Source organism: Nocardioides sp. NPDC127514 (assembly GCF_040302125.1).
Classification (GTDB): domain Bacteria; phylum Actinomycetota; class Actinomycetes; order Propionibacteriales; family Nocardioidaceae; genus Nocardioides.
The window spans coordinates 47672-70777 of sequence record NZ_JBEORF010000017.1; the positions used below are offsets into that span (position 1 = coordinate 47672).

General features: G+C 69.8%; 17 protein-coding genes. 16 read left to right on the forward strand and 1 reads right to left on the reverse strand.

Annotated elements, in window-relative coordinates; genetic code table 11:
* The first annotated feature begins 6 nt into the window (after positions 1–6).
* From ABTX24_RS14920 to smc, 7 genes are all read left to right on the forward strand, one after another.
* Positions 7–2118, forward strand: coding sequence for an acyltransferase family protein (locus ABTX24_RS14920; RefSeq protein ID WP_350840621.1), 2112 nt, complete (start codon positions 7–9; stop codon positions 2116–2118).
* A 178-nt stretch (positions 2119–2296) separates the two neighbouring features.
* Positions 2297–3034 (forward strand): FkbM family methyltransferase, encoded by a 738-nt coding sequence (locus ABTX24_RS14925; RefSeq protein WP_350840623.1) that lies wholly within the window; start codon positions 2297–2299, stop codon positions 3032–3034.
* Positions 3031–4272, forward strand: a complete 1242-nt coding sequence (locus ABTX24_RS14930; RefSeq protein ID WP_350840625.1) for a glycosyltransferase family 2 protein — start codon at positions 3031–3033, stop codon at positions 4270–4272. The genes ABTX24_RS14925 and ABTX24_RS14930 overlap by 4 nt, the downstream gene beginning before the upstream one ends.
* An 85-nt stretch (positions 4273–4357) precedes the next feature.
* Positions 4358–5161, forward strand: a complete 804-nt coding sequence (locus ABTX24_RS14935) for a DUF6576 domain-containing protein (protein WP_350840627.1) — start codon at positions 4358–4360, stop codon at positions 5159–5161.
* Between the two features lie 182 nt (positions 5162–5343).
* Positions 5344–5541, forward strand: coding sequence for a hypothetical protein (locus tag ABTX24_RS14940; RefSeq protein ID WP_141803713.1), 198 nt, complete (start codon positions 5344–5346; stop codon positions 5539–5541).
* Positions 5542–5783: 242 nt separating this feature from the next.
* Positions 5784–6899, forward strand: a complete 1116-nt coding sequence (locus ABTX24_RS14945) for a polysaccharide pyruvyl transferase family protein (protein WP_350840629.1) — start codon at positions 5784–5786, stop codon at positions 6897–6899.
* A gap of 171 nt (positions 6900–7070) precedes the next feature.
* Positions 7071–10610: a chromosome segregation protein SMC gene (gene smc, locus ABTX24_RS14950; RefSeq protein WP_350840631.1), complete on the forward strand. Its 3540-nt coding sequence runs from the start codon at positions 7071–7073 to the stop codon at positions 10608–10610.
* Between the two features lie 8 nt (positions 10611–10618).
* Here smc and ABTX24_RS14955 read toward each other — a convergent pair whose 3' ends face one another.
* Complete coding sequence (locus ABTX24_RS14955; protein ID WP_350840633.1) at positions 10619–10816, reverse strand: hypothetical protein; 198 nt, start codon at positions 10814–10816, stop codon at positions 10619–10621.
* A 26-nt stretch (positions 10817–10842) separates the two neighbouring features.
* On the opposite strand from ABTX24_RS14955, the gene ABTX24_RS14960 reads away from it, so the two are divergent.
* From ABTX24_RS14960 to ABTX24_RS15000, 9 genes are all read left to right on the forward strand, one after another.
* Positions 10843–11391 (forward strand): CGNR zinc finger domain-containing protein, encoded by a 549-nt coding sequence (locus tag ABTX24_RS14960; RefSeq protein ID WP_350840635.1) that lies wholly within the window; start codon positions 10843–10845, stop codon positions 11389–11391.
* A gap of 58 nt (positions 11392–11449) precedes the next feature.
* Complete coding sequence (locus ABTX24_RS14965; protein WP_160024513.1) at positions 11450–12400, forward strand: ATP-binding protein; 951 nt, start codon at positions 11450–11452, stop codon at positions 12398–12400.
* A gap of 213 nt (positions 12401–12613) precedes the next feature.
* The gene (locus ABTX24_RS14970; protein WP_350840637.1) at positions 12614–13726 is read left to right on the forward strand and encodes a glycosyltransferase; all 1113 of its coding nucleotides are present in this window, start codon (positions 12614–12616) and stop codon (positions 13724–13726) included.
* Positions 13723–15468, forward strand: coding sequence for a glycosyltransferase family 2 protein (locus ABTX24_RS14975; protein ID WP_350840639.1), 1746 nt, complete (start codon positions 13723–13725; stop codon positions 15466–15468). Before ABTX24_RS14970 ends, ABTX24_RS14975 begins: the two co-directional genes overlap by 4 nt.
* Entirely contained in the window at positions 15465–17534 is a 2070-nt protein-coding gene (locus ABTX24_RS14980) for an acyltransferase family protein (RefSeq protein ID WP_350840641.1), read from the forward strand. The genes ABTX24_RS14975 and ABTX24_RS14980 overlap by 4 nt, the downstream gene beginning before the upstream one ends.
* 18 nt (positions 17535–17552) lie before the next feature.
* Complete coding sequence (locus ABTX24_RS14985) at positions 17553–18005, forward strand: acyl-CoA thioesterase (protein WP_008358262.1); 453 nt, start codon at positions 17553–17555, stop codon at positions 18003–18005.
* Positions 18006–18123: 118 nt separating this feature from the next.
* Positions 18124–21270 carry a glycosyltransferase gene (locus ABTX24_RS14990; RefSeq protein ID WP_350840643.1) on the forward strand — a complete coding sequence of 1049 codons (3147 nt, stop codon included), beginning with the start codon at positions 18124–18126 and terminating at the stop codon, positions 21268–21270.
* 20 nt (positions 21271–21290) lie between these two features.
* Positions 21291–21911 carry a maleylpyruvate isomerase family mycothiol-dependent enzyme gene (locus ABTX24_RS14995; RefSeq protein ID WP_350840645.1) on the forward strand — a complete coding sequence of 207 codons (621 nt, stop codon included), beginning with the start codon at positions 21291–21293 and terminating at the stop codon, positions 21909–21911.
* Between the two features lie 232 nt (positions 21912–22143).
* A complete protein-coding gene (locus ABTX24_RS15000) occupies positions 22144–23058 on the forward strand; it encodes an FUSC family protein (protein WP_350840646.1) in 915 nt (304 codons plus the stop codon).
* Positions 23059–23106: the final 48 nt, after the last annotated feature.

Below are 23106 nucleotides of genomic sequence, written 5' to 3' on the forward strand. Positions count from 1 at the left end.
ACCTTCATGACGACGGCGACGAGTACGCGGTCGGCCGATGTGCGTACGGAACCTAGTGCGCCGGCGCGGGCAGGTGCGTTCCGGCCAGATATCCAAGCGCTCCGCGCGATCGCGGTGCTCTCCGTGTTCGCCTACCACCTCGCTCCGGGACGACTGAGTGGCGGGTACATCGGTGTGGACGTGTTCTTCGTCATCTCGGGGTTCCTGATCGGGAGTCACCTGCTCCGTGAGATGGAGACGACCGGCCGCATCCGGCTGGGCGCGTTCTGGGCCCGGCGAGCGAAACGGCTTCTGCCGGCGTCGCTCCTCGTCCTGCTGGTGAGCGCCGTGGCGACGTTCGTCTGGGTGCCGCGAAGTCTCTGGTCGCAGTTCCTGACCGAGATCGCCGCGTCGAGCCTGTACGTCGAGAACTGGCGACTCGCCTGGGCGAGCGTGGACTACCTCGCCGCCGACAACAAGCCCTCCGCCGTTCAGCACTTCTGGAGTCTCTCCGTCGAGGAGCAGTTCTACCTGTTCACACCGGTTCTGCTGCTCCTGGTGCTGTTGCTCTCCCGGTTGATCGGCCCCAGGTCGTACGTCACGACCCGGGGACTGGCTGGATCACTGTTCGCGCTCATCGCCTGCGCCTCCTTCGCCTACGGTGTCTGGCTCACCGCGAACACCCCAGAGGCGTACTTCTCCACCTTCACCCGAGCGTGGGAGTTCGCCGCCGGGGTTCTCATCGGATTGTTGCCGATGATCGCGTCGAGGAGGGCGCGCGCTCTGGGGGTGGCGCTGGGCCTTGCCCTGATCGCGACGGCAGCGACGCGCTACACCAGCGCCACGCCATTTCCAGGGGTCGCCGCCCTGGTTCCGGTGAGCGGCGCCGCACTGGCCATCTGGCTCGGTCGGGGAACGTTCCTCGCACGCGTCGGAACATGGCGACCCGTGTCCATCGTCGGAGACACCTCGTATGCCATCTACCTCTGGCACTGGCCGCTCATCATCCTGCTGCCGTACATCACCGGTGCGCCCTTGAACGTGGGGACGAAGCTGCTGATCCTATGCGTGACATTCCCGCTCGCATGGCTCAGTACGACCCAGTGGGAGAACCGTGTCCGCTTCTCCGCACGGCTTCTTGGTGGACGTTCTCCGCTTTCTGTCGGCCTGTGGAGTGCTGCGGCGATGGTCGTCGTGCTGGCCGTCGCTGCAACCGGGCTGACAGCGCAGGCGATGAGTGCAGCGGAGTCGGAACGGAAGGCGAACGCCCTGCTCGCTCGGAACCTGCCCTGTCTGGGAGCGGCCGAGCTCGCCGACCCAACCTGCGAGAACCCCGATCTGGACGGCGTTCTCGTCCCGAACCCGTCCGACCTCGCCACGGACCAGGCGAACCGTGGCGAATGCTGGTCGAGCTCGGCGGCCAAGACCGGTCACGTCGTCATGTGCCAGCTCGGCCCGAAGACCGGCTACAGCAAACGACTGCTTGCGGTCGGTGACTCCCACAACGATCAGCTCGTCGGGGCGTACGAGGACATCGCGCACGAGTTCGGGTGGCGGATCGACGTCGCCGGCCGAGTCGGTTGTTACTGGACTCAGTCGGACCTCCAGAAGAACAGCACCGCAGACCATCGGATGTGCCAGGAGTGGCGGCGTGGCATCAGCGCGTACGTCGAGAACGCCGATGATCTGGACGCGATCCTCACCTCCAAGGCGCGAAACTCCTCTCCGATCCTGACCGGTGGCGATGTGACCGCGTCTGTCGCAGAGACCGCAGACGGGTTGGCCCGCGCGTGGGCGCGCCGGCCGACCCCTCGAAAGGTGCCCGTGATCGCGATCGAGGACAACCCGGCGATGCCAGAAGGAACAATGGCCTGCGTGGAGGAGCAGCTGCTTGACGCAGCTTCAGCGTGTGCGCAACCACGCCAGAAGGTCCTGCCGCCGTCGGGACTGGCAGAGGCCGTGGCCATCGACCCGAACGCGGTGCTGGTGGATCTGACGGACCTCTACTGCGAACCGAAGTTCTGTCGCCCGGTCGTCGGTCACGTCATCGTCTACCGTGATGACGGTGAACACCTGACCCTCACCTACACGCGAACCCTTGCGCCGTACCTGGGCCGCGCCATCGAAGACGCCTTGTGACCGATCTAGATCTAGAGCGTCGCGGAACCAGTTCCGTCCCATCCTTGCGCTGCGAAAGTGATCACGAATGATTGACAGCACGACGTCCTCGGACCGTATGACGGCGATCGAGGTTTCGGGACGGAGTTACACGGTCTGCGTCCCGCATGCCGCAACGGACTACATCCAGTCGAACCTGGTGAAGACCGGCCGCCCCTACGAGGAGCAGATGCTCGAGGCGATGGTTGCTGCTCTCGAGCCAGGTGACCTCGTGATCGATGTCGGGGCCAACATCGGCAACCACACCCTGTACCTGGCGGTGGTCGGAGGGCTCCGCGTCGTCGCGTACGAGCCGAACCCCGAGCTGGTCGCCGGGATCAACGCCAGTGTCGAGGCCAACGACCTCGGTGACCGTGTCGTCGTCCGTGACGTCGGCGTCCATGCGAAGTCCGCACGCGGCACGATGGCGGACCTCGATGCGACCAATCTGGGGGCCCAGTCCGTCGCAGTGGCGGACGACGAGGGCGACTTCGCGGTCGTCGCTCTCGACGACGAGCAGTTTCCGGCTCGGGTGGCCGCGATCAAGATCGACGTCGAAGGCGCCGAGATCGATGTGCTCGGCGGCGCGGCTGAGCTCATCTCGCGGGACCGACCGCTCCTGTACGTCGAGTGCGGAACGTTGGCGGGGTACCAGAAGGTCTCCTCGTGGATGAGTCGGATGGGCTACACCCAGACAGGCACCTTCAACCTCACTCCGACCCATGTCTTCCGCCCCTCCACGGGAACACCCGAGGAGGCAGAGGTGGTTGCGGCGCTGGTGGCCGCGACCGAGGAGATCTACCGCCTCAATTCGTTGAAGCGGTCGCTCCGTGACCAGATCAGCGAGTACGAGAAGCGGGATCGCCCGTCGGCCGGAAAGAAGGACCTCCCGCTGTGAGAAGTGCTCGGGGGCGCTCCGTCGGGCAACGGATCGGCGGGACGGACTGGCGCCAGCGGACGGACGCCGGGGTGCGCCGGGCGAAAGGGCTGCTGCAGGGCAGGCCTACGCTCAGCGTGGTCGTACCGGTCTACAACGTGGCCGAGTACGTCGAGAAGAGCCTGCGCAGCATCCTGGACCAGCCGCGAAGCGAGATCTCGAAGCTCGAGGTGATCGTCGTCGACGACGGCTCGACGGACGGCTCGGCGCAGATCCTGCGGCGACTGGCTGCGGAGGAGCCCTGCGTCACCGTCATCACCCAGCCGAACTCAGGGGTGTCGCGAGCGCGTCACACCGGCATCGACGCGGCAACCGGCGAGCTGCTGACGTTCGTCGACCCTGACGACACCCTGCCGCACGATGCATGGTCGGCGATGGTGCGGTCGCTGCGGCGTACGGGCTCGGACTTCGCGGTCGGTGCGGCGGAGCGGGTCGCGGTCGAGGGCGGTGTGGAACGCCGGTTCATGACGCCGCTGATGCGCCGCAACCACGCGGAGGAACGGCTCAGGTGCCGGATCGAGGACGCGCCGCTGATGCTCGCCGACATCTTCGTGTGGAACAAGATCTTCCGGCGGTCGTTCTGGACCGAGAACGCGATCGCCTTCCCCGAGCGCACTCGCTACCAGGACCAGGTCGCGCTCACCCAGGTGTTCCTCGCCGCCGACTCCTTCGATGTCATGACGGAGATCGTCTACGACTGGCAGGTCCGCTCCGACCGGTCCTCGGCGACGCAGAAGCGCGCACAGATCGCGAACCTCGTCGAGCGGATCGACACCAAGCGCCAGACGATCGATCTCGTACGTGCCGCCGGCTCGGCGAAGCTCATGGAGACCCTGCTCGTCGAGGTTCTGCCGATCGACATGTGGGAGCACTTCCGCGCGGCGGTTCACCCCGACACCGAGGACCCGAGCCGCTACTGGAAGCTGCTGCGTGGCGCCGTCCTCGAGTTCTGGTACGAAGCCGGTGTTCCGTTCGAGAACACGGCTGTTCCACGTGCCCAACGGCTGATGGCGTGGCTGGTCGCCCAGGACCGTGCCGAGGACCTCGTCGCGCTGATCGCGATGATCGACAGGTACGGCGCGCGAGCGGCCTTTCAGCAGCATCCGTGGCGCAACGATCCGATGCTTCCCCCGGATCTGGGCAACATCGAGGAAGTCGGTGGGAGTGCCCTGCTGACGCGGCAACCAATGCGTGGATAGGCTCGGCCCCGTGCGAGAACGTTTCCGGTTGACCCCAGGCGGTCGTTACCCCCACGAGCCTTGGTTCCACATCGGTTCATTGGGGGTGACCACGACGTGGCTCGTGGTCTTCGCGAGCATCGTCGGGCTGATCCTCTTCGCCGTGATGGGCGGCCAGGGTGTGCTGGCGGGTCTCGCCCTGATCCAGCCCAACCTCGCCGAGCTCAAGCTGTGGACGCTGTTCACCTGGCCCTTCGCCTACCCGCAGTTCAGCATCTTCGACGTCCTGGCGATCTTCTTCTTCTGGTACTTCGGCTCCGACCTCGAGCGCAACGAGCTCGGCCGGGTCAAGTTCGCCTGGATGCTGGTGGCGTTCACGGCGGTGCTCTCGTTCCTGACCGTCGTCTTCGGCGCGGTGCTGGACCCGTCATACCTCCTCGCCGGTCTCGGGATGCTGGAGATGATGGTGGTGCTGCTGTGGATCGCGCAGTGGCCCGACCGGATGTTCATGTTCAACATCCCGGCCTGGCTCTTTGGCGTGATCCTCGTCGGCATCCAGCTGATCCAGTACCTCGGCTACCGCAGCTGGGTGATGCTGCTCGTCTTCGTCGTCGGCCTCGTCGTCAACGCCTTCGTGGCGCGCCAGTTCGGCCTGCTCGACCGGTTCCCCTGGATCCCGCAGGTGGCCGGCGGTCCCGGCCAGCCGAAGCCGGCCAAGCCCGCCAAGGCCAAGAAGCGCAAGTCGGGCCCGACCGTCGTCACCGGTCCCTGGGAGTCCTCGACCGTCTCCAAGGACGACCAGCGGATGGACGAGCTCCTCGAGAAGATCCACGCCGAGGGCGCCGACTCCCTCACCAGCAAGGAGAAGAAGGAGCTCATGCAGCTGCGTGAGCGCCGACGCCGCGGCTGAGCCGAAAATGAGCCGAAGTTGAGTGCGATCCACTCAAGTTCAGGCTGGATTCGCGGCGGAAGCATGGTCGGAAGTCCCGGCTTTGGACACGCGACGTTGACGCTTGTCGATAACGGTGTCACCCTTGTAGACGGCCCGGTATCGCGGGAACTTCTAGTGATTCCAACGAAGGAAACGTATTCATGGCGAAGGCGCTGATCGGTTACATGAGCAGCGACCTGCGGACTCCCGCCCACCTCACAGCCGAGAATGCTCGGCTTCGTGCGCGTGTGCGTGAGCTCGAGGATCTCGTTCTCACTCTGAAGACGGAGAACGACGCTCTGGTTGCGGCTCACACCGCTGACCTGGACACCTCGATGCAGGAGATGCAGCCCGCCTGACCTGCGGGCAACTCAGCAACACCACGAGCGAGAGCTATTTCGTGTTTCGCGGCTAGCTTCGTTCAGGGGGAACCGACTCTGAAACTCAGGGTCGGTTTCGACCTTTTCGGGGGTGTACCGAGTGGTCGCCCAGCGTTCACCTCAGGTTCGGCAGATGAGCGTCGGGGACAACCCGGCGTCGCTACGCTCGCGCGGTTCGCCGCCGTCGGCGGCCCGTTTCGTGATCCCCCAGGAGCTCTCCGTTGTCCTCGTTGCGCCATCACCCGGTCCTGCGGTCCGCGGCCCGCCGCCTTCCCGACCCGCTCAAGGAGCAGATCAGGGCGGCGCTGGCCCGCCGTGAGCGACGGGGTCGTAAGCCGGTCATCGGGCTCGCCGGGTTCTTCGGGGCGGGCAACTACGGCGACGAGCTGTTCCTGTCGGTGTACGAGCAGTACTTCGGCGAGGAGTTCGAGCTGCGGGTGCTGGCCGACAACATGACCAAGCCCTACTACGACCGGCCGCTGCCCGAGATCGTCGACGAGGTCGACGCCATCCTCATCGGCGGCGGGGACATCCTGCAGTCGTGGCAGGCGGACCCGCGCTACTTCAACCACAAGATGCTGGCCAAGCCCGTCTTCGTGGTCGGTGTCGGGGTGCCGATCTACCGCAACACCGAGATCAAGCCTCACATCATCGAGAGGCACAGGAAGTTCCTCGAGCACCCCAACGTGAAGTTCATCGGCGTCCGCGACCAGCCGACCGCCGACTGGATCCTCGAGAACATCTCCGCCGACCTGGACATCAAGGTCGCTCCTGACATGGTCTGCTCGCTGGACCTGCCTCCGGCGACCAAGCCCGAGGGGGCGTCGATCCTCGGCGTGGTCACCCGCTACCGGCCCAACCTGGAGGAGCCCGACGACTACTCGCGCGTCGAGGAGATGGCCGGCAAGGCAATCGCGGAGGGGTGGCGCGTACGCCACCTCATCCTCGGCACGATGGAGGTCGGTCGCCGCGACGTGGCCAACGCCGACGACCTCGATATCCCGGGCAAGGAGGTCGTCTACACCGAGGACCTCGACGAGCTCACCCGGGCGATCGGGGAGTGCACCGCGTTCGCGAGCATGAAGTTCCACGGCTCGGTGGTGGCCACGATGTACGGCGTGCCGTCGATCGTGATGGTCGCGACCAACAAGAACCGCAACTTCATGAAGCGCATCGGGCTGGAGGCCAACGTCTCCGCCTTCGACGCCGCCGACCTGGCCGAGCGGTTCACCGAGCGCGTCGTCCCGGACCCCGAGGCGGTCGCGGGCCTGCGTACGGCCGCGGACGCCCACCTGCGCGAGCTGCGCGCCGAGGTGAAGCGGACGCTGGGGCTCTGACTCCGGCCGTCGTGGGGGCCGAGGTCCCCAGATCGACGGACCCGGCGGGTTATCCTCGACCCGCTGGGGTTCCCCTGAGCAGCGGCGATTAGATTTGCTGGCTCACCTCAGCCACGCTGATGTGTTGCGAACTGTGTACGACCACGTGGTCCTGAGCCGGGGGAGAAGCCGATGTACCTCAAGCGTCTGACGCTGAAGGGTTTCAAGTCGTTCGCCTCCGCGACGACCCTCGAGCTCGAACCCGGGATCACCTGCATCGTCGGCCCCAACGGCTCTGGCAAGTCCAACGTGGTCGATGCGCTCGCCTGGGTCATGGGTGAGCAGGGCGCCAAGAGCCTGCGCGGCGGCAAGATGGAGGACGTCATCTTCGCCGGTACGGCCGGCCGTGCCCCGCTGGGCCGCGCCGAGGTCTCGCTGACGATCGACAACACCGACGGCGCGCTGCCGATCGAGTACGCCGAGGTCACCATCTCGCGCACGATGTTCCGCAACGGCGGCTCGGAGTACGCCATCAACGGCAGCCCGTGCCGGCTGCTCGACGTCCAGGACCTGCTCTCGGACTCCGGCATCGGCCGCGAGATGCACGTCATCGTCGGCCAGGGCCAGCTCGACACGATCCTGCGCGCGACCCCGGAGGACCGCCGCGGCTTCATCGAGGAGGCCGCCGGCGTCCTCAAGCACCGCAAGCGCAAGGAGAAGGCGCTGCGCAAGCTCGACTCCACGCAGGTCAACCTGGACCGGCTCCAGGACCTGCTCGTCGAGATCCGCCGACAGCTCAAGCCGCTCGGCCGCCAGGCAGAGGTCGCCCGGCAGGCGCAGACGGTGCAGATGGACGTACGCGACGCCAAGGCCCGCATCTACGCCGATGACCTGGTCACCGCCAAGACCGAGCTCGACAAGGAGCTCGCCGACGAGGGTGCGCTGCTGGCCCGGCGGGCCGAGGTCGAGGAGACCATCGCGGAGGGACGCGAGCAGGAGGCGGTCCTGGAGGCCGCGCTGCGCGAGGACCTGCCGGCGCTGGCCGCCGCGCAGGAGACCTGGTTCGCGCTGAACTCGCTGCGCGAGCGGCTGCGCGGCACCCAGTCGCTGGCCTCCGAGCGGGTGCGCAACGCGGCCGGCTCCGAGGACCTGGAGGTGCGCCAGGGGCGCGACCCCGAGGAGCTCGAGGCCCAGGCCGAGGTGGCCCGCGAGCAGGAGGAGACCGCCGACGCCGAGGTCGAGGAGCTTCGCTACTCCCTCGAGGAGGCCGTCGAGTCTCGTAAGGAAGCGGAGGATGCCGCGGCCGAGGAGGAACGCCGGGTCAAGGGGCTCGAGCGCGCCGCCGCCGACCGTCGCGAGGGGCTGGCCAGGTTGACCGGTCAGGTCAACGCGCTCAAGTCGCGGGCCGCTGCCGCCGACGACGAGGTCGGGCGCCTGACCGCCGCTCGCGAGGAGGCGCTGGCACGCGCCGAGCGGGCCCAGCGCGACTTCACCGCCCTGGAGACCAAGGTCGCCGGGCTGGACGCGGGGGAGGAGGGCCTCGATGCCGAGCACGAGGCCGCTGCCGCGGCCCTCGAGGACATCGAGGAGCGACTCGCCAAGCTGCAGGCCGAGGCTCAGCAGGCCGACCGCGACCGCTCGACGCTGGCCGCCCGCAAGGACGCCCTGGAGATGGGTCTGAACCGCAAGGACGGCGCCGGCGCGCTGCTCGGCTCCGACCTTCCGGGAGTGCTGGGGTCGGTCGCCTCGCTGCTGGCGGTCCGCTCCGGCTACGAGGCCGCGGTCGCGGCGGCGCTCGGGACCGCGTCGGATGCGGTCGTCGTCGAGTCCGCCGAGCGTGCCGTCGGCGCGATCGAGCATCTCAAGACCGAGGACCTCGGCCGGGCCGGGCTGCTCCTGGGCGGCTCTCCCGAGGAGACCGGCGGCTGGCCGGCGCTGCCTGCTGGCGCCGAGTACGCCCTGGACGTGGTCGAGTGCCAGCCGGTGCTGCGGCCCGCGGTGGCGCGGCTGCTCGACAAGGTCGCGGTGGTCGAGGACCTCGCCACCGCCCGGGCGCTCGCGGCGGCGAATCCCGAGGTCACTGCGGTGACCCGCGAGGGCGATCTGATCGGCGCCCACTTCGCCTCCGGCGGCTCCTCCAGCGTACCCAGCCTGATCGAGGTGCAGGCCGCGGTCGACGAGGCCACCGCCCAGCTCGCCGAGGCCCACGCGGTCTCCGAGCGGGCCACCTTCGAGACCTCCCGGCTCGAGGCCGAGCGGCTGGCCGCTCAGAAGCGGGTCGACGTCGCACTGGCCAAGCTGCACGAGTCCGACGCGACCCTGGCCGCCGTGGCCGAGGAGCTCGGCCAGTTCGGCGCGCAGTCGCGTGCGGCTCGCGGCGAGGCCGAGCGGCTGCTGGCCGCCGTCGAGCAGGCGCAGGAGGCGCGGGAGAACGCCGTGGCCGGGCTCGCTGAGCTCGAGGAGCGCCTCGCCATGGCCGAGGAGGACCCCGAGGACGAGCCCGACCTCAGTGTCCGTGACGGGTTGGCCCAGGCCGCCCGTGACGCACGACAGCGCGAGATGGACGCGCGGTTGGCGCTACGTACCTCCGAAGAGCGCGCCCGCGCGCTGGCCGGCCGTGCCGACGGGCTGCTCCGTGCGGCCCGTCAGGAGCGCGAGCAGCGCGCCAAGGCGGCTGCCCGCCGCGAGCAGATGCGCCGCGAGGGCGAGGCCGCGCGAGCGGTCGGGACCGCGGTGGCGTACGCGCTGGACCGTCTGGAGGTCTCGGTGCAGCAGGCCGCCCGAGCCCGCACCGAGATCGAGGAGTCGCGCGCCGGGCGCGAGCAGGCGCTGCGCGAGTGCCGCTCGCTGCTGCGCAACCTCGGCAAGGAGCTCGAAGAACTGGTCAACTCCGTCCACCGCGACGAGATGGCCCGCGCCCAGCAGCGGATGCGGATCGAGCAGCTCGAGGAGCGGATCCTCGAGGAGCTCGGTCTCGACGCCGAGGCGATCGTCAAGGACTACGGCCCCGACCAGCTGGTCCCGCAGCACCCCGACGAGGACGGCAACGAGCGCGAGCCGATCCCGTACGTCCGCGCCGAGCAGGCCAAGCGGCTCAAGATCGCCGAGAAGAACCTGCGTGCGCTGGGCAAGGTCAACCCGCTCGCCCTCGAGGAGTTCGCGGCCATGGAGGAGCGTCACAAGTTCCTCACCGAGCAGCTCGAGGACCTCAAGCAGACCCGCAAGGACCTCCTCGACATCGTCAAGGAGGTCGACAACCGCGTCGAGCAGGTCTTCACCGAGGCCTGGGAGGACGTACGCGTCGCCTTCGACCACGTCTTCGCGCGGCTCTTCCCGGGCGGGGAGGGCAGGCTCGTGCTCACCGACCCGGACAACATGCTCACCACCGGCATCGAGGTCGAGGCGCGGCCGCCGGGCAAGAAGGTCAAGCGGCTCTCGCTGCTCTCCGGTGGCGAGCGGTCCCTGGTGGCGGTCGCGTTCCTGGTGTCACTGTTCAAGGCGCGGCCGAGCCCGTTCTACATCCTCGACGAGGTCGAGGCCGCGCTCGACGACACCAACCTCGGCCGGCTCCTGGAGATCTACGAGGAGCTGCGCGAGTCCTCGCAGCTGCTCGTCATCACCCACCAGAAGCGCACCATGGAGGTCGGCGACGCCCTCTACGGCGTCACCATGCGCGGCGACGGCGTCACCACCGTCATCTCGCAGCGCCTCCGTGACGCCCAGCCTGCCTGACGCTCCGCCTATCGCCCATGCTCGCGGCTCAGCGCCCGCGGCGGGAGGAGCGGATGGGGCTGCAGGTCGACGCGACGTACGCCGCAGAGTGCGCAACGTACGTAGACGACCCGGCCCTCCGAGGTCTGATGGCTGGACTCGGTGAGCCAGCCGTGGTCGTGGGTGGCGTCCGTGTGCCGGGACTCCTCTGTTGCGCTGTCGGTCATGCTCGCCACTCTGCTGTAATGGTCTTATGCATCTCAACCCTTACGGCGAGTACGCCGTGCTCATGGCCGCCTCGCTCGCCGACGACTGGCCCGAGGACCGGGCCGGTATCGAGGCTCGGACCAGGGAGTTCGGGATGACGATGGACTTCGGCGAGTCTCCGGATGACCACGCGCGCACTCGGCACGTGATCGACGAGTGGCTCCGCGTCGTCGACGCGCCGGAGCCGAGTGAACGGGCGCGGTTGCTCAACGAGCTGATGGCGCAGGCGACCGCCTATCCGAGGCTGACGGATCACGGGCGCGAAGGGTGGCACATCCACTACCGCGATGACACCAACGACTCCCTTCCCGACGTGCTGCGAGCGGTGATCAGCGTGGGCACGGCGCTGCACCTGACCACCCGAGGCATCCATCGGCTGGGCCGGTGCGAAGCGGGGAAGGCGGAGGGGGACCCGTGTTCGGCGGTGGTCGTGGACGTCACCCGCAACGGACGGCAGCGCTACTGCTCGGTCCGCTGCGCCAACCGCGCTGCGGTCCGCCGACACCGCGCCCGGCACTCCATGACTGCCTCCTGATCGACGTACTGAGGTCGAGCCGCTGACGACTGGGGCGAAGGAGAGGCACACTGGCCACATGATGTCCGTGCCAGACGGGGGCCGTCCTGAGCTGCGAGTGCGCCTCGCCGCCGAGACCGCCAGCGTGCCGGGCGCGCGCAGATTCGTCACCGACGGTCTCGTGGAGTGGGGCCGTGATCATCTTGTCGACGATGCCGCCCTGTGCATCACCGAGATGGCCGCGAACTCGGCCCTGCACAGCGGCAGCCCCTACATGCACATCCGTCTGCGTGACTTGGAGCCGGCCGTACGGCTCAGCGTCGAGGACGACGGCGCGCTGGTCCCGCTCCCAGCCGTGGCCCCGCCCCCGGTCGAGAGCCAGGGCACCACGGGACGCGGCTTGGCCATCGTGTCGGTGCTGGCGAAGTCATGGGGGATCGAGGAGCGTGCCGACGGGCGGCGCATCTGGGCCGAGCTCGCCGGCGACGGCGTCGAGCACGACGTACGGCCTCCCGCGGTGGAGCTCGGCGAGCAGGCGCTGCCGGAGCCGGCCGCCCTTCCCGCGGACTGGGTCACGGTGCGGCTTCCCGCGTGCCCGGTGCAGCTGGGGCTTCAGATCGACCAGCGCCTCGACGATCTGGTCCGCGAGCTCCAGCTCATCGACTCCGAAGTCGGACCGACCCCGCCGCGTGAGCTCGGTGAGCTCATCGAGCGGCTGGTGACCCGGCCGGCCTTCGCGCGGCACATGGGTCGTCGGATCGCTCTGGACGCAGCCGCGGCGGGGCTGGAGTACGTCGACATCGAGATGACCCTTCCCCGCGAGATGGGCCCCATGCTGCGGGAGCTGCTGGCTGCCGACAACCTGGCCGACGAGATCAGCGAGACCCACCAGCTGCTCACCCTGCGCTCCACGCCGGAGATGGTGTCGCTGCGGACCTGGTTCACCGAGAGCATCGTCGACCAGGCGGAGAACGACGCCGACCCCGTGCCGTACGACGAATGGGTGAAGGCGAGAGGCGGCGCTGGCTGACGGCGTCTCGACCGGCTCGGCCACCAGCAAGGGTGGGTTGAATGAACCGTCGATGAACCCGTGATGAAGGCATGCGGGGAAGCCCTCCGAGTGGTCAAAGTGGGCTCTTTTGCCTGCCTAGAATCCTGCGGTCACCGGCCAACCGGGGCACCGGCGAGACGTGGTCTCGACGTTCGGGGGATCGTCACGGTTAAGTACTTTGAGGACCCCCACATGCCTTCGACCCTGCTGTCGTTCCCCTACTACCGGAGCAACCCGTACCTCACGATGCTCACCGTGGCACCGCGGGCGGCGGGCTGGGACGTGGTCGAGGGAGTGCAGGGTATGCACCGGCTCGAGGCGCGCGCGGAGCACCTGGGGCTGGGGGACGTGCTCCACGTGCACTGGACCTCGCCGGTGACCGCCGGCTGCGAGAGCGTCGAGGAGGCTTGGGCGAACGAGGCCCGGTTCGAGGACGTGCTGAGCGGACTGCGCGAGCGTGGCGCCGACGTGCTGTGGACGGTGCACAACTCGATCGCGCACGAGGCCGACTACGTCGATGTCGAGCTCGCGGTCGCCAAGGCGCTGGCGAGCTATGCGACCCGGATCATCCAGCTCAACCCGGCGACCGTCGAGGAGACCGCGGCCTACTACGCGCTCCCGCCCGACAAGGTCGTCGACCTGCCGCACTCGTCCTACCTCGGCGTCTATCCCGACGGCGGTGACGACGTCGCCTCGCGCGAGCGCATCGGGGTCCCGCAGGGGGTGCCGACGGTCGGCTTCATCGGTCAGATCCGGGCGTACAAGGGCCTCGACGTGCTCTGCCGGGCGGTGGAGATCGCTGCCGAGCAGGTGCCCGACCTGACCTTCGTCGTGGCCGGCAAGGTGGTGCCCGCCTCCGACGTGGAGACGGTCGAGGAGATGCTCTCGGCGCCCAACATCGTCAAGCGGCTCGGCTTCGTCGAGACGGCCGACTTCTCCGACTGGATGCGGGCCAGCGACGTGGTGGCGCTGCCGTACCGCCGCATCCTCAACTCCGGCTCGCTGCTGGCCGCCGGCACCTTCGGCCGCACCGCCCTGATCCCCGAGGACACCCCCGTCGCGCGGCAGTTCGCGGAGCAGCCATGGGTGGTGACGTACGCGCCGGAGCCCGATGAGCCGGTGGCGCTGGCGGCGGCGATCCTGGAGGCCCTGGACGGGCAGGAGTCGCGGCATCGCGCCGCTCATAAGTTCACCCGTGCGTACACGCCCTACGACATGTCGCGCGACTACCTGCGGCTGCTCGACGGGCTGTCCAGCGATCTGGCCGGCGATCTGGCCGGCGATCTGGAGGGTGCAGCCCGATGACCACACCTGAGCTCTCCGTCATCGTCCCGACGCACGATGTCGGCCTGTGGGTCGGCGAGCTGCTCTCCTCGATCCTCGAGGACCAGTCCACGCCTGCCGATCCGGTCGACCTGGAGGTCATCGTCGTCGACGACGCCTCGACCGACGAGACGTTCGAGATCGCCGAGGCGTACGCCGCCCGCGACCCGCGCCTGACGGTGGTCCGCTCGCCCGGGAAGGGCGGGGGACAGGCGCGCAACCACGGTGTCTCGCTGGCCAGGGGCCGCTTCATCGCGTTCGCGGACGGCGACGACCTGGTGCCCCGCGGGGCGTACGCCGCGATGCTGCGCAAGACGCGGCAGACCGGCTCGGACATGGTCGTCGGCCGGTTCTTCAAGCTCTTCAGCGACCGGGTCTGGTGGCCGGTGCGGGCGTGGCCGGCGTTCGACGAGGAGCGCACCCTGGTGACGCTGGCCGACGCGCCGTCCGCGCTGCGTAACCGGGCGTGCTGGAACCGGGTCTTCCGGCGCGACTTCTGGGACACGGCCCAGATCTCGTTCCCGGACGCCTCACGCTCCAACGACATCGAGCCGATGGTCCACGCGCTGACCACCGCCCGCTTCGACATCCTGACCGAGACGGTCTACGTCTACCGCGACCGGCCCGGACCGGGGTCGATGACCGCGAAGTCCCACTCGCCGGCCGGGATCATCAGCTACCTCGAGCAGGAGCTGCGCTGCGCCCGCCGGATCATCGAGCTCGGCGACCCGCAGGTGCGCGCGGAGTACGCCTCGCTGATCTTCGACGCCGACGGCTGGATGGCGATCGTGCGCGCGCTGCGGGGCATGTCCGTGATCGACCCGGAGGCGCTGGAGCCGGCCCGGGTGCTGGTCGCCGAGCTGGTCGGACTCTTCGACGACGGTATCGTCGACGACCTCGAGCGCGACAAGCGGTGGGGCTGGCGGCTCGTCGCCTCGGGCCAGTGGGCCACCGCCGCCCGGCTGATCGGTCAGGACGTCCGCTGGGGCGACCGGGCGGTCGCCGACATCCTGGAGACGCTGCAGCTGGTCGCCGACAGCGGCGTGGTGCCGCTGCGTACGCTCCAGCGGCCGCTGGTCAACGCCGTCGCGACGATCTCGCTGGGCGACGAGACGCTCGTCGGCGACGACCTCGCCGACCTGGTGCTCAAGCACCGCGACCTGTTCACGGTGGTCGCCGAGGCGGTCCAGGCAGACCAGGCTGGTGAGGCCGGTGTGGCGCTGGGCTGGCGGCTCGGCCGGATCATGGCGGCCCTCGACGACGGCCCGGAGCTGCTGCGCCAGGTGGTCTCGGGCGCGACCGACCCGGTGACCGCCACCTCGCTCTCGCTCGTCGACGGCCACGCCCACCTGCACCTGACCCACACGATGGTCGTGCCCGATAGGCTCCGCGTCGTGTTCCTCCACGACCGCCGGCGCCGCACGCTGGACTACGGCGCCGCCGAGCTCGCCTCGGGCAGTCTCGAGGTCGCGCTGCCGACCGCCGCGCTGTCGGGCGGCCGCTGGCGGATGCGGTTCGAGGGCCGCGACGCGCTGGGTGAGTTCGACGGGCCGGTGATCATTCACGAGGACGTCATCGGCGAGCGGATCGGCGAGCGTGCGCAGATCGTCGAGCTCGACGGTCGTCCGCGCCATGGGATCGAGATCCCGCTGACCTTCGGCGAACGGGGCGTCCGCAAGGCCCGCCGCGTCGCCGGCCGGATCGCCCGCAGGGTGCGCCGGTGACCGCTGTCGCCGTCGCGCCCGCCAAGGACGGGCAGCCCGGGCAGGCCGGGCAGGCCGGGCGGGACAAGCGGCCGGAGATCCAGGCGCTGCGTACGGCCGCGGTGCTGGGGGTCGTGCTCTTCCACCTGTGGCCGGGCGCGATCCGGGGCGGTTACGCCGGCGTCGACGTCTTCTTCGTCATCTCGGGCTTCCTGATCACCTCCCACCTGGTGCGCGAGGCCGCCAAGCCGGGCGGGGTGCGGCTGGGCGCCTTCTGGGCGCGCCGGATCCGGCGGCTGCTTCCGGCGGCGCTGCTGGTGCTCGTGTGCAGTGCGGGGGCGACGTACGTCCTGGTGCCGGAGGCCCTGTGGCAGCAGTTCCTGCGGGAGACGGTCGCGGCCGCGTTCTACGTGGAGAACTGGCAGCTGTCCTGGGCGGCGGTCGACTACCTCGCCGCCGAGGACCCGCCCTCGCCCGTGCAGCACTACTGGTCACTGTCGGTCGAGGAGCAGTTCTACTTCATCTGGCCGCTGCTGATCGTCGCGGCGGCGCTCCTGACCCGGCGACGGCCGCAGGTGCGGCTGACGGCGTTCCGGGCGGTCTTCCTTGCCGTCTTCGTGGTCAGCTTCGTGGCCTCGGTGTATGTCACCGCGACGGACGGCGCCGACTCCTACTTCGTCACCTACGTGCGCGCCTGGGAGTTCGCGGTCGGCAGTCTCATCGCTGTGCTGCCGCTCTCCCTCAAGCGCGTGCCCGGGCGCTGGGCGCCGTACACTGCGGTGGCCGGCTGGCTCGGGGTGCTCGGCGCGCTGTTGCTCTTCAACGACTCGCTGCCGTTCCCTGGCTGGGTGGCGCTGCTGCCGGTCGTCGGCACCGCGCTGGTCATCTGGGCGGGCGCGCCCCGCGGCCTCGGGCTTCGGGTCGTCGGCCATCCGGTCGTGCAGTGGATCGGGACGGTCTCCTACTCGCTCTATCTGTGGCACTGGCCGCTCGTGGTCGTGCTCCCCGAGACCGGCCCCGTGCTCGGCACCTGGCTCCGCGAGCCGCTGATCCTCCTGGTCACCATCGGCCTCGCGGCCCTGACCTACCGGTTCGTGGAGACGCCGTTCCGCACCGGACCGATCTTGGAGACCACCCCGCGGGCCTTCCTGTTCGGGGTGCTCGGAGCGGCCCTGGTGGCCGCCGTCGCGGTCCCCGGGATCCTGCACGGGCGCAGCCTGGTCGAAGAGAGTCGCGCCCAGGCTGAGGCGCTCGCATCGGGAGACACCGAGTGCTTCGGCGCCGCCGCCCTGATGGAGGGGTGCCGGAACCCGGAGCTCGACGGCGTACTTCTCCCTGCGCCGATCGCCCGCAAGGATGACACCGGCCGGGCCTACCGGTGCTACCTCCCCGAGATCGAGACGTACGCCGCCGACGCCCGCCCCGAGGTCTGCCACCTCGGCTCCGACGACCCGGATGCGCTCAGGGTCGCGCTGGTCGGTGACTCGCACGGCGCTTCGCTGATCCCCGGCCTGACCCGGGTCGCCGAGAGCTCAGGATGGTCGGTCGACACGTTGGTCGCCAACGGCGGTGGACTGCTCCCGGCCACCGCGGGTGACCCGCGCCGCGCCTACCGCAAGGCGTTGATCGAGCAGCTCGACCAGGGGGCGTACGACGTCGTGCTGGTCACCCAACGCCGCAATCCGAACCTCGCGGCCGGTGAGCCGAACCCGGCCGTCGACCAGCTCGCCCAGGCCTGGAAGCCGATCCTCGAGCGGGGCACGAAGATCATCGCGCTCGCCGACAACCCGTACCTCACCCCCGAGGCGGCGACCTGCCTCGACGAGATCGAGACGCTAGCGGACGCCGGCGCGTGCGAGATGACCCGCCAGGAGGCGTACGCCACCTCTGACCCGCTCGCCGAAGCGGTCCGCCGGGCAGGGCCGGGCGCTTCGCTGATCGACCTCTCTGCGGCCTACTGCGACGAGGACCGGTGTCCCCTGGTGGTCGGCCACGTGCAGGCCTATCGCGACCGGAGCCACATCACCGCGACCTTCTCGATGACGCTGGCGCCGTATCTGGTCCGCGCGGTCGAGGACGAGCTCTAGGATCTAGGATCAGCGGCGATGAGCACTCCTGACCGCAAGGCCCCGACCCGCGCCGACTACGTGCACTGGCGCACGATCACCACCCGTTGGCGCGACGACGACGCGTACGGTCACCTCAACAACGCGACCTACTACGAGTACTTCGACACCGCCGTCAACGCCTACCTGTTCGAGACGACCGGCGTGAACGTACGGAAGCTGCCGAAGATCGGGATCGTCGCGGAGACCTCGTGCCGCTACCTGCGCGAGATCGGGTTCCCCGAGCCGGTCGAGGCCGGGCTGGTCGTCGACAAGGTCGGGAGCTCGTCGGTCATCTACCGGATCGGGCTCTTCCAGGGGCCGGGCGAGGAGGCCGCGGCGGAGGGCCGGTTCGTGCACGTGTACGTCGACAACACCGACCCGTCGCGTCCGGTGACGCCGATGCCCGACGAGATCCGGGAGGCGGTCATGCCGCTGTGGCGGCAGAATTGACCTTGACAGTTGGGTGAACGTGCGTGGCGCCGTTCACCGCCACTCGGCACTGTGACAGTCTGACCCACTGCCGAAGCACGATCTAGAGCGTCTTGGGGGACCTTTAGTGGACGAAGAGTTGAAGCGCATCGCACGTGGCGGACTGCGCAGGGGGCGAGACCTTGCCCGCAAGGTCTACAACGACTCGCCCCTCTACAGCCGGGCCGACGACGTACGTCTGCTCGTCGACTGCCCGCTGTTCGACCACGAGTGGTACGCCGAGCAGGTCGGCCAGCGCCTCGACCGCAAACGCGCCGCCCGACACTATCTCGAGCAGGACCCGGCCAAGCCGCTGGCGCAGCCCAGTCCGCTCTTCGACCCGGAGTTCTTCGTCGCGCGGCTGACCCCGCGGCTGCGCAAGCAGATGGGCGATCAGGACCCGTTCCTCTACTGGCTGCGCGCCGAGCTGTGGCTGCAGCCGACGCACCCGCTCTTCGACACCGACGGCTACACCGAGCGGCGCAAGACCGAGAACTTCTACGGCGGCGCGATCGGTCACTACGTCGACCGGGGCGCCCGCAACGGACGCCGCGCCAACGACTGGCTGGAGCAGGTCGACGGCCGGTTCCCCGACCTGCGCGACTGGATCCGCGACCGGCGCGCGGAGTGGCAGGCCCGGCAGGGCGGCCCGAAGACCTGGCGGCCGGACATCGACCGCGTCCCGGCTGCCGCCGCCGGTCGTGAGCCGGTCGGCACGGTCACCGTCATCGTCGATCTGGGCGCCTCCGACGAGCATGCCCGGGCGACGCTGGACAGCGTTGCCGCCCAGACCGGGGTGAGCACCGAGGTCATCGTCATCGACCGCGGCCTGACCCCGGCGGTCGCGGAGGTCATCCCTGAGGTCGTCCCTGGTGCCCGGGTGGTGCTCGGCGACCCGGACCGCGGCGAGCCCGGCGTGGTCGCTGCGTTCTCGCAGGTCAACGGCGACTTCGTCGCGTACGTCGCTGGTGGAGATGTCTGGAGGCCCGGCCGTCTCGCGCGGCTGGTCTCGGTGGCCGAGGTGGCCGGGAGGCCGCTGGTCGCCGACGTGCTGGAGCGCTCGTGGCAGGCCGAGCAGCGGTTCGCCATCGACGTACCTCCGGCCTCGCCGGGACCCGACGTGCCCGGTCCGCTGATGCGAACCCTGGTCTCGCGACTGCTGATCTCCGCGCCGCTTCTGGAAGAGGTCGGTGGTCCCCGTGACGACATCGGCTTCGGCTGGGCCTACGACCTCGCGCTGCGGCTGACCTCGAAGGCGGTGATCGAGGTCGTGCCCGAGGTCGGCGTCGAGCGCCGCCAGGGCGTCAACCCGCGCCGTCCGCGGCAGGACCGGCTCCCGCTCGACCCCTTCGACCTCGAGTCGTGGGAGGACGTCGTACGCAACCGGACCTTCATCGACTGGAACGCGCTCGGCTCGCGCACGCCGGACCCGGACGTGGTCTCGGTGGTCATCCCCACCTACGACGACTCGCTGCTGACCGTGGGCGCGGTCGAGGCCGTGATGGAGCACGGCGCGGGGGAGAAGCGGCTCGAGATCGTGGTCTGGGACAACGGCTCCTCGGCCCGGGTCTCGGCGGTGCTCGACTCGCTGCCGCTTCGTTTCCCCGAGGTGAAGGTGGTGCACAGCACCGTCAACCACAACTTCGCGCTCGGCAACAACCTCGCCATCCCGTACGTCACCGGGGAGACCGTGGTCTTCCTCAACAACGACACCACGGCGCTGGCCGGCTGGCTCTCGCCTCTGGTCGAGGCGCTCGAGGATCCTGAGGTGCTCGCGGTCCAGCCGCTGCTGCTCTACCCGAGCGGGTCGGTGCAGTCGGCCGGGGTCGTCTTCCCGCCCTACGGCGGGCTGCCCTACAACATGCTCGCCGAGTACCCGCCCGAGGACGCCGCCGGCCTCGACGGTCACCGGTTCTCCGCGCTCACCGGCGCGGCGCTGGTGATGCGCTACCGCGACGTCGTCGCATGCGAGGGGTTCGACCCGATCTTCACCAACGGCATGGAGGACGTCGACCTGTGCCACCGGCTCGCCGCGCTGCGGCCGGGCTCGTTCCGGGTCGTGACCTCCTCCGAGGTCGTCCACCACGAGTCGAAGTCGAAGGGCCGCTTCGCCCGCGCCCCGCGCAATCGGCTGATCTACCTTGACCGCTGGCTCGGGCGCACCGAGCCTCGCGACGACGTCGCCGCCTGGGCGGCCTGCGGCTACCAGGTCGTCGGCCGGGCGGCGGCCGGGAACCCGACCGGCCCCGCGAAGACGTACGCCGCCACCCGACCGATCCTCGCCCCGATGCCGCGCGCCTCGGTCGTCGAGGGCGTCCCGCAGCTGCGCTGGTCGATCAAGATCTCCGCGCCCGGCGCGCCGGAGGGGGAGCGGTGGGGTGACACCCACTTCGCCCGTGCGCTGGCCCGCTCGCTGCGCAGGCTCGGCCAGTCCGCGGTCGTCGACCACCACTACGAGTGGGAGCGGCCGAGCGCGCTCGACGACGACGTCGTGGTCACCCTGCGCGGTCTCTCGCGCTACTTCCCGGCGCCCGACGGCCGGATCAACATCGGCTGGGTGATCTCCCACCCCGACGCGGTCACCCGCGCGGAGGCGGCCTCGTTCGACCGGCTGCTGGCAGCCGGACCGATCTGGGCCGAGCGGATGTCGGCGCGGTGGGGCATCCGCATCGACCCGCTCCTGCAGGCCACCGACCCCGAGCTGTTCAACCCCGACCGGGCGCTGCCCGACTCCGGGCACGCGGTGCTCTTCGTCGGCACCTCGCGCGACGTCGTGCGCCCGATCATCCACGACGCGGTCTCGGCAGGACTGCCGTTGTCGGTCTACGGCCACGGCTGGGAGCCCTACATCCCGCGCCACTACGTCAAGGCCCAGTTCATGTCCAACACCCGGCTCGGCGCCGAGTACCGGGCCGCCGGGGTCGTACTCAACGACCACTGGTCCGACATGCGCGACTACGGCTTCATCTCCAACCGGCTCTTCGATGCCGTCGCCTCCGGCGCCCGGGTCATCTCCGACGACGTCGTCGGTCTCCGCGACGTCTTCGGTGACACCGTGCAGGTCTACGAGACCCCCGAGGATCTGGTGAAGTGGTCCTCGATGCCCGACCCCTCGGTCGTCTTCGGCACCGACGAGCACATCCGCGCCGAGGCCGCCCGCATCCACCGCGACCACGGCTTCGACGCCCGCGCCCGCTCCCTCCTCGACATCGCGCTCGAGGAGCGCGCCAGGCGCGACCGCCCCTAGGGACCTGTCAGAGTGTCCGCATGACGAAGCTGTCGGTGATCCAGCTGCGCGAGCGGGACGCACTGGTCGATGACCTGAGGTCGCTCTCGCCCGCGCAGTGGCGCTCGGCCACCCTCTGCGGGGAGTGGGACGCGGAGGAGGTCGTGGCGCACCTCGGCGCGGCCTCGCGACTCTCGTTCCCGGCCTGGCTGCGCAGCATGATCGGGGCGAGGTTCGATCCGGCCGTACACAACCGCAGGCGGCTCGAGGAGTTCCGCGGATCCTCGCCGGAGGAGACGCTCGAGATGTACGCCCGGATCGGACCCATCGCGCTGCCACGGAAGGAGAGCGTCGGCGGGCTGGGGGAGATGATCGTGCACGGCGAGGACATCCGGCGGCCCCTCGGCATCCGGCACGACCCCGACCCCGGAGGGCTCTCGGCGGTCGCCAGGTTCTTCGCCACCAAGGACTTCGCGGTCAACAGCAAGTCGTTGGTGCAGGGCCTTCGGCTCCGAGCGGTCGACGCCGAGTTCGTCGCCGGCGACGGCCCCGAGGTCAACGGCCGCCTGCTCGACTTGGTCATGGCGATGGCCGGAAGGCGAGAGGTGATGGCGGACCTGCGCGGGGACGGTGTCGCTGAGCTTCTCGACCGGCTTAGCTGAACCCGCCGGGTAGTCCGGGGAGTTTCCGTCGCTCTACCGGCTGGTAACGGACGGAAACTCCCTGGACTATCTGGTGGTTCCGGGTGGCCGTAAGGTGTCTGGTGCGATGAGGGCGGTACGGCACGGGGGAGATGGGTTGGGCGGCGACCGGAGCCGGCTCGAGCGGCTGATGGAGGAGTCACTCCGGGTCTCACCGGCGCCAGGAAGCCACTCGCCCGCATGGCGCGCTAGCGTGACGCTGCTCGTCGGGCTGGTGGCGCTGGCCGTTACCGGACACATCGAGCTGGCGGCGTACGCCTGTTTCGGCACCTTCGCCTCGATCTACGGCGGGCGCCAGCCGCTGCGGGGACGGTGGCGGACCCAAGCCGCTGCCGGGGCGCTGATGTGTGCCGCGGTCCTGTGCGGAGCACTCGTCGCGACATCCCCGCACCGGGCCTGGCTCGTCATCCCCGTCGCCGCGGTGTGGGCCGCGGCCGGGTCGATGCTCTCGGACCGGTTCGTCCTGCGGCCTCCGGGGCCGATGTTCCCGGTGTTCGCGGTGGCGACCTGTGCCGCGCTCCCGGTGACCTTGTCGGGGGTCGTGGTGGCGGTCGGCGTGGCGGTCGCCGCGGCCCTGATCGCCGTGCTCCTCGGTCTGCTCGAGGAGCGGCTGGCCGGCAGCGGAGCCTCGGTCGAGGCGTGCCGTGGAGAGGTACGGCTCGACCACGCCACCGCGGTCGTCGTGGCGGTCGTGGTCGCCGGTACGGTCTCCACCGCGCTCGGGCTCAGCCACACCTACTGGGCGATGGTCGCCGCGGCTGTGCCGTTCGGCGTCACCGGGCTGCTGGCGCAGACGACCCGCGGGCTGCAGCGCGTCGTCGGTACCCTGGTCGGCCTGGTCCTGGCAGCCGTACTTCTCTCGGTCTCGCTCCCCGCCCTCGTCGTCGCGGTGGTCGTCGCCGCGCTCCAAGCGGTCACCGAGCTGCTCGTCGGGCGTCACTACGGCCTCGCCCTCGTCGCCATCACCCCGCTCTCGCTGCTGATGGTCCAGCTCGGCCACCCACAGCCCGTCGACGCCCTGCTGTGGTCACGCCTCGTCGAGACCCTCCTCGGGGTCGTCGTGGGCCTTGCCGCAGCGCTCGCCCTCCGCGAGTTCCGTCGCCGCTGACCCGCCGAGACGTCACCCCGGTCGGCCGAGACGTCACTTACGTCGGCC

Bases quoted from the DNA above. Each gene is read 5' to 3' on its own strand.
- ABTX24_RS14920 (WP_350840621.1), top strand. From the start codon at position 7: ATGACGACGGCGACGAGTACGCGGTCGGCCGATGTGCGTACGGAACCT.
- ABTX24_RS14940 (WP_141803713.1), top strand. From the start codon at position 5,344: ATGGCGAAGGCGCTGATCGGTTACATGAGCAGCGACCTGCGGACTCCC.
- smc (WP_350840631.1), top strand. From the start codon at position 7,071: ATGTACCTCAAGCGTCTGACGCTGAAGGGTTTCAAGTCGTTCGCCTCC.
- ABTX24_RS14955 (WP_350840633.1), bottom strand. From the start codon at position 10,816: ATGACCGACAGCGCAACAGAGGAGTCCCGGCACACGGACGCCACCCAC.
- ABTX24_RS14960 (WP_350840635.1), top strand. From the start codon at position 10,843: ATGCATCTCAACCCTTACGGCGAGTACGCCGTGCTCATGGCCGCCTCG.
- ABTX24_RS14965 (WP_160024513.1), top strand. From the start codon at position 11,450: ATGATGTCCGTGCCAGACGGGGGCCGTCCTGAGCTGCGAGTGCGCCTC.
- ABTX24_RS14970 (WP_350840637.1), top strand. From the start codon at position 12,614: ATGCCTTCGACCCTGCTGTCGTTCCCCTACTACCGGAGCAACCCGTAC.
- ABTX24_RS14975 (WP_350840639.1), top strand. From the start codon at position 13,723: ATGACCACACCTGAGCTCTCCGTCATCGTCCCGACGCACGATGTCGGC.
- ABTX24_RS14985 (WP_008358262.1), top strand. From the start codon at position 17,553: ATGAGCACTCCTGACCGCAAGGCCCCGACCCGCGCCGACTACGTGCAC.
- ABTX24_RS14995 (WP_350840645.1), top strand. From the start codon at position 21,291: ATGACGAAGCTGTCGGTGATCCAGCTGCGCGAGCGGGACGCACTGGTC.